The following is a 6,407-nucleotide window of genomic DNA, read 5'->3' as shown; positions in this document are numbered from 1 at the left end:
CCCCAACACCCCCACACCACCCAACACCCGCATCCCCCCACCACCCACCCGGCACAAACACACCACCACCACCGCCGCCTGAACAACTCAGGCCTGGAAGCTGGAGCAGTGTGCCTGCCACTACCGGCAGGCCGCTCGCTGGCGGGCGCGGGCACAACCCCCTCCGAGGTACGGCCTGTCGACGGCGCGGCCGGGTTCCGTTCCGTCGGTCAAACTGGGGGAACCCGTGTCTGACGACGAGTCCGCTGTTGCTCCACCGCCCGGGGCCAAGACCCCTGGCTCCGACCTACCGCCGTTGTGGTACCTGGAGTCCGGGCCCGACTCTCGCCCATCTGCAGGACTCCATCTGCAGGACGGCGTCAGCGGTCCGGGGTGAGCAGGGGTTTGATGTCCAGGATCGGGGTTGCGTCGAGGGCTTCGAGGTTGCGGACGTGTACGCGGGTGCCGGCGACGGCGAGGATGTGGACCTCGTGCAGGCCGATCGGATTGGGACGGTCCGGGCTGCGGGTGGCGAAGACGCCGGCGCGCGGCCGGGCGGCCTCGCCACGAGGGTGGACGGTGAGCGTGTCGCGGTCGGTGCGGTCGAGCCAGGTGAACAGGAGCACATCGGCGCCCGGGACCAGGCCGTCCAGGGCAGGGGCGTAGCAGTCGTCGAAGACCAGCCAGGCGTCGGGGGCACCCTCGTCCGGCTGTCGGGGTGCCGCCGCCCGCTCTGCCAGCACCGACTCGACGTGCCCGATCACGCGCAACGTGTACTCGCTCAAGAGCCCTGGTTCCTTCCCCGGCAGGCATTCCACGGTCAGGCCGACGCTACCGGTCAATCGACCGTCAGACGAGCCGGTTCGCTGGTCTGCTCACCCTGGTGCGGGCCCGGATCCAGGGTCACCGTCGTCACCCGGGGTCCAGCTGACGCCTGACGTCGACCGTCAGCTTCTCCAGGAGGTCGACCAGCGCCGTACGTTCCTCCGGTGCCAGGGAGCTGACGAGTTCCGCCTCGCGGCCCAGGACCGCGTCGACGGAGCGTTCGATCAGGGCGTGGCCCTCGGCGGTGAGAGTGACCAGGACCGTGCGGCGGCCGGTGGTCCCGGGGGTTCGGCGGGCCAGGCCCTCGTTCTCGGCCCGGGCCACGCGTTGGGAGATCGCGCCTGCGGTGACCAGGGTGAGTTCGGCCAGCTCACGGGTGCTCAGGGTGTAGGGGGGTCCGGAGCGGCGGAGCACCGAGAGCAGGTCGAGGGTGGCCGCGTCGATCCCCGCTTCGCGCAGCACGCGGTTGCGGTCGTCGGTGAAGAGCTTCGCCAGGCGCCAGATCGGGGTCACGATCTCGATCGACTCGGTGGGGGTGCCCGGACGCTCCCGCTGCCAGGCGGCGGCGATCCTCGCGGCGGGATAGGGGGGCTCGGACGCCATGGACACCGGGCCTTCCTCGATCGTCCTTCACTATGTTTAGATCTAAACGTAGCACTGAGCCAGCCAGGAGGATGCCATGACCCGCCGCCGCACCGTGCTTGTCACCGGAGGAACCAGTGGGATCGGCCGTGCCGTCGCGGCCAGGTTCGCGGCGGAGGGGGCCGAGGTGTTCATCACCGGGCGCCACTCCGACACCGTCGAGCGCAGCGCCAAGGAGTTGGGGGTTCGGGGAGTGGTCTGCGACGCGACGCGGCCCGAGCAGGTCGCCGCGGTGAGCGATCGGCTCGGCGCGGAGCTCGGCACCGGGCTCGACGTGCTGGTGAACGCGGCGGGCGGACTGCCCGAGACGGCGGCCGGGTCCGCCGAACTCCCGCCGCTGGAAGCACTGCTGACGCAGTGGCAGACCAGCCTGGAGCAGAACCTGCTGAGCGCCGTGCTGACCACCGCCTCGGTACGGGAGAAGCTCAACCGTGGCGGTTCGGTCATCAGCATCGGCTCGATCGGGGCCGAGCGCCGGGGCGGCTCGTACGGGGCGGCCAAGGCGGCGCTCGCCGCCTGGAGCGCCGCGCTCTCGGCCGACCTGGGGGCGCTCGGCGTCACCTGCAATGTCATCTCGGCCGGCTATGTCGCCGGAACCGGCTTCTTCCAGGGGCAGATGACGGACGAGCGCCATCAGTCGCTGGTCCAGGAGACGCACACCAAGCGGGCCGGCACCCCGGCGGACATCGCCGAGACCGCCTGGTTCCTGGCCTCGCCGGGGGCCGCGCACATCACCGGTCAGACGATCCACGTCAACGGTGGCGCGTTCACCACCCGCTAGCCGGCGGGATTGGTGCGTCCGTACTGCAGGGTCAGCCCCTCCATCAGTGCGCTGATCCCGGTTTCGAAGGCCCCCTCGTCGATGCTGCGGCGGTGCTCGGCCAGCAGGTGGGCCTGGTCCAGGTGGGGGTAGTCGGCGGCGTAGATCTGCTGGTCGTCCACGAAGCCGCCGGCGAAGGAGCCCAGCGCGGAGCCGAAGACCAGGTAGCGCATCAGGGCGCCGATCCGGGTGGCGTCCCCGCGCGGCCAGCCCGCGTCGACCAGCCCGCCGAAGACCGCGTCGGCCAGCCGCAGCGCATTGGTCCGCCGTCCGGGCCCCTGGGCCAGCACCGGGATCAGGTTGGGGTGGGCGACCAGCGCGGACCGGTAGCTGCGGGCCCAGCGGGTGAGGGCGTCGGCCCAGGTTTCTTTGTCGACTTGGGCCCACATCGACAGGTCAACCTCCCCCAGCACCTCGTCCACCACCGCGTCGAGCAGGGCGTCCTTGGTGGCGAAGTGGTTGTAGAGCGATGGACCGCTGACCCCGAGCACGGCGGCCAGGCGGCGGGTGGACAGCGCGGGCAGACCCTCCGTGTCGACCAGCTCCAGTGCGGCCGCGACGATGCGGTCGCGGCTCAGCAGTGGGTTGCGCGGGCGGGCCACGGCGCACCTCCGATTCATGGGCCGATCCAGGGACAGCCGCGGACAGCCGCCGATGGCTGCGGTCCGGGCACTTTCCAACAGGCGTACGGTCGGGTTAGAGTCCAAAAACTTGCAGCGCTAGTTTATTGGCAGAACCCGGCGCAGCACCAACCATGTCCCACCCTCCCCCAGACTCCGTCCGGGGGGTGCCCCCCTGCCTGAGGACCACCGTGAACCTGGAGCTCAACGAGGAGCAGGCCGCCGTCCGCGAGCTCGCGGCCGACTTCGTCAACCGCGAGATCATCCCGCACGCCACCGCCTGGGACCGCGCCGAGCAGGTGGACCGCGGCATCGTGAAGAAGCTCGGGGCGCTCGGCTTCCTGGGCCTGACCATCCCCGAGGAGTACGGCGGCTCCGGCGGCGACTACCTCTCCTACGTCCTGGTCACCGAGGAGCTCGGCCGCGGCGACTCCTCCGTGCGCGGGCTGATGTCGGTGTCGCTGGGCCTGGTCACCAAGTCGATCAACACCTACGGCACCGAGGAGCAGAAGCAGCGGTGGCTGCCCCGGCTGTGCGCCGGGGAGGCGCTGGGCTGCTTCGCCCTGACCGAGCCCGGCACCGGGTCGGACGCCGGCAACCTCTCCACCCGGGCCGTGCGCGACGGCGACGGCGTCGACTGGGTGATCAACGGCGCCAAGATGTTCATCACCAACGGCACCTGGGCCGAGGTCGCCCTGGTCTTCGCCCGCACCGGCGGGGACGACCCCGAGCAGGCCGGACACAAGGGCGTCAGCGCCTTCCTGGTGCCCACCGACACCCCGGGGCTGACCCGCACCACCATCCACGGCAAGCTCGGACTGCGCGGCCAGCCCACCGCCGAGCTGGCCTTCGAGGACGTCCGGGTCCCGCACAGCGCGATGCTGGGCCAGGAGGGCAAGGGCTTCCAGGTCGCCATGGCCGCCCTCGCCAAGGGCCGGATGTCGGTGGCGGCCGGCTGCGTCGGCATCATCCAGGCCTCGCTGGACGCGGCCGTCGCCTACTCCACCCAGCGCGAGCAGTTCGGCAAGCCGATCGCCGCGCACCAGCTGGTGCAGGAGATGCTCGCCGACATCAAGGTGGAGCTGGACGCCGCCCGGCTGCTGACCTGGCGGGTCGCCGACCTCATCGAGCGCGGGCTGCCGTTCCGGGCCGAGGGGTCCATCGCCAAGCTCTACGCCTCCGAAGCCGCCGTGAAGGCGGCCAACGCCGCGCTCCAGGTCTTCGGCGGCTACGGCTTCGTCGACGAGTACCCGGTCGGCAAGTACGTCCGCGACGCCCGGGTGATGACCCTGTACGAGGGCACCAGCCAGATCCAGAAGCTGCTCATCGGCCGGGAGCTGACCGGCGTCAACGCGTTCTGACCCACCCGTCCCCCGCAAACACGCAAACACGCACGTACCCGAGCACGTGAGCCCGCAAGGAGCCGATCATGCGTCCCGTCTACTTCGCCGCAGCGCGCCGCACCCCGATCGGGCGGCTGCGCGGTGCACTCTCCACCGTCCGCCCCGACGACCTGGCCGCCACCGCGGTGCGGGCCGTGCTGGACAGCGTGCCCGGACTGGACCCGGCCAGGATCGACGACGTCTACTGGGGCGCGGCCAACCAGTCCGGCGAGGACAACCGCAATGTCGCGCGGATGGCCGTACTGCTGGCCGGACTGCCCGACTCGGTGCCCGGGGCCACCCTGAACCGGCTCTGCGCCTCCGGGCTGGAGGCCGTCACGACCGCCGCGCGGGCCATCGGCTCAGGCGAGGCGGACATCGTGCTGGCGGGCGGCTCGGAGTCGATGAGCCGCGCCCCCTTCGTCCTGCCGCGCGCCGAGGTCGCGCTGCCGCACAACGCCGAGATCTTCGACACCAAGCTCGGCTGGCGGATGACCAACCCGAAGATGCGCGAGCTGCACGGCGTGCTGTCGATGGGCGAGACCGCCGAGGAGGTCGCCGCGCGCTACGGCGTCAGCCGCGAGCAGCAGGACGCCTTCGCCCTGAGCAGCCATCAGAAGGCGGCGGCAGCACGGAAGAACGGCCTGTTCGACGCGGAGATCGTGCCGGTCACGCTGGCCGACGGCACGGTGGTGAGCCAGGACGAGTCGATCCGTGCCGACACCACGCTGGAGAAGCTGGCCGCGCTCAAGCCGGTGTTCCGCAAGGGCGGCACGGTCACGGCCGGCAACGCCTCGCCGATGAACGACGGCGCGGCCGGGCTGCTGCTGGTCAGCGAGGAGGCGCTGGGCGAGCTGGGCCTGGAGCCGCTGGGACGCTATGTCGCCGGGGCCAGCGCCGGGGTGAACCCGGACATCATGGGCATCGGGCCGGTCCCGGCGGTACGGCGGGTGCTGGCGCGCACCGGCCGGGACATCGGCTCGTTCGACACCGCCGAGTTCAACGAGGCGTTCGCCGCACAGGCGCTGGCCTGCGTGAACGAGTTGGGGATCGACCCGGAGCTGGTCAACCCGCAGGGCGGGGCGATCGCGCTGGGGCATCCGCTGGGCGGGTCGGGGGCGCGGATCCTGACCACGCTGCTGCACCGGATGGCGCGGGACGGGGCCGGGCGGGGGCTGGCGACGATGTGCGTGGGGGTCGGGCAGGGGACTGCGGTGCTTGTGGATCGTGACTAGCGCTCAGGTGTGTGGGTGGTTGGCAGCGCAGTTCTCCGCGCCCCTTATGTAGGTGCAACTTTCTCTGGAGTGGATCATGACTCGTTTTACCGGCAAGGTCGCTGTCGTCACCGGCGCGGCGCAGGGCATCGGCGCTGCCACCGCTGAGCGGTTGGCGTCGGAGGGGGCGGCGGTGGCCGTGGTGGACCTCACCGCCGAGCGCGCTGCGGCCACCGTGGAGGCCATCACCGCCAAGGGCGGGACCGCGCGGGGCTACGGCTGCGACGTCGCCGACATCGACGCGGTGGAGGCGGTCTTCGCCCAGGTCGCCGAGGACCTCGGCGGGATCCACATCCTGGTCAACAACGCCGGGATCACCCGCGACAACCTGTTCTTCAAGATGCCGAAGTCCGACTGGGACGCCGTCATCACGGTCAACCTGACCAGCGCCTACAACTGCTCGCAGATCGCCCAGCGGTACATGTGCAAGCAGAAGTACGGCAAGATCGTCTCGCTGAGCTCGCGCTCCGCCCTGGGCAACCGGGGCCAGGCCAACTACGCGGCGGCCAAGGCCGGCATCCAGGGCCTGACCGCGACCCTGGCCATCGAGCTGGGCCCGTTCAACATCAACGTCAACGCGGTCGCCCCCGGCTACATCGCCACCGGCATGACCGCCGCCACCGCCGAGCGGGTCGGCGCCACGCCCGAGCAGCACCAGGAGCTCGCCGCCGAGCGCACCCCGCTGCGCCGGGTCGGCCGCCCCGAGGACGTCGCCTCGGTGGTCGCCTTCCTGGCGTCCGAGGACTCCTCCTACGTCAGCGGCCAGACCCTGTACGTCAACGGCGGAGCACGCTGAGCCGCAGCTCCACCGCCGATCCCGCGCCGCCGATCCCCCACCCACCCCGCCACCGGAGCCACCACAGCA

7 protein-coding genes are annotated in these 6,407 nt (G+C 71.4%); 4 read left to right on the top strand and 3 right to left on the bottom strand.

From position 1 onward, the window contains the following. Positions 1-359: 359 nt before the first annotated feature. Entirely contained in the window at positions 360-764 is a 405-nt protein-coding gene (gene tsaA / locus IF29_RS0126115; protein ID WP_030259622.1) for a tRNA (N6-threonylcarbamoyladenosine(37)-N6)-methyltransferase TrmO, read from the bottom strand. A 127-nt stretch (positions 765-891) separates the two neighbouring features. Next, the gene (locus IF29_RS0126110) at positions 892-1,407 is read right to left on the bottom strand and encodes a MarR family winged helix-turn-helix transcriptional regulator (RefSeq protein WP_037596697.1); all 516 of its coding nucleotides are present in this window, start codon (positions 1,405-1,407) and stop codon (positions 892-894) included. 76 nt (positions 1,408-1,483) lie between these two features. On the opposite strand from IF29_RS0126110, the gene IF29_RS0126105 reads away from it, so the two are divergent. Next, positions 1,484-2,227, top strand: coding sequence for an SDR family NAD(P)-dependent oxidoreductase (locus IF29_RS0126105; protein WP_030259617.1), 744 nt, complete (start codon positions 1,484-1,486; stop codon positions 2,225-2,227). On the opposite strand, the gene IF29_RS0126100 is transcribed toward IF29_RS0126105, so the two are convergent. Next, positions 2,224-2,868, bottom strand: coding sequence for a TetR/AcrR family transcriptional regulator (locus IF29_RS0126100; RefSeq protein ID WP_030259615.1), 645 nt, complete (start codon positions 2,866-2,868; stop codon positions 2,224-2,226). The genes IF29_RS0126105 and IF29_RS0126100 overlap by 4 nt on opposite strands. Before the next feature lie 209 nt (positions 2,869-3,077). On the opposite strand from IF29_RS0126100, the gene IF29_RS0126095 reads away from it, so the two are divergent. The 3 genes from IF29_RS0126095 (at position 3,078) to fabG (ending at position 6,338) form a co-directional block, all read left to right on the top strand. After that, positions 3,078-4,247 (top strand): acyl-CoA dehydrogenase family protein, encoded by a 1,170-nt coding sequence (locus tag IF29_RS0126095; RefSeq protein ID WP_030259613.1) that lies wholly within the window; start codon positions 3,078-3,080, stop codon positions 4,245-4,247. A gap of 68 nt (positions 4,248-4,315) precedes the next feature. After that, positions 4,316-5,503, top strand: coding sequence for a thiolase family protein (locus tag IF29_RS0126090; RefSeq protein ID WP_030259611.1), 1,188 nt, complete (start codon positions 4,316-4,318; stop codon positions 5,501-5,503). 76 nt (positions 5,504-5,579) lie between these two features. Further along, the gene (gene fabG / locus IF29_RS0126085) at positions 5,580-6,338 is read left to right on the top strand and encodes a 3-oxoacyl-ACP reductase FabG (RefSeq protein WP_030259609.1); all 759 of its coding nucleotides are present in this window, start codon (positions 5,580-5,582) and stop codon (positions 6,336-6,338) included. Positions 6,339-6,407: the final 69 nt, after the last annotated feature.

The sequence above is a fragment of the Streptacidiphilus jeojiense genome (genome assembly GCF_000719095.1).
Classification (GTDB): domain Bacteria; phylum Actinomycetota; class Actinomycetes; order Streptomycetales; family Streptomycetaceae; genus Streptacidiphilus; species Streptacidiphilus jeojiensis.
This window is presented reverse-complemented; position numbering and strand designations above follow the sequence as displayed.

Excerpts from the sequence above, each read along its gene's own strand:
- IF29_RS0126110 (WP_037596697.1), bottom strand. The coding sequence starts at position 1,407 with ATGGCGTCCGAGCCCCCCTATCCCGCCGCGAGGATCGCCGCCGCCTGG.
- IF29_RS0126105 (WP_030259617.1), top strand. The coding sequence starts at position 1,484 with ATGACCCGCCGCCGCACCGTGCTTGTCACCGGAGGAACCAGTGGGATC.
- IF29_RS0126090 (WP_030259611.1), top strand. The coding sequence starts at position 4,316 with ATGCGTCCCGTCTACTTCGCCGCAGCGCGCCGCACCCCGATCGGGCGG.
- fabG (WP_030259609.1), top strand. The coding sequence starts at position 5,580 with ATGACTCGTTTTACCGGCAAGGTCGCTGTCGTCACCGGCGCGGCGCAG.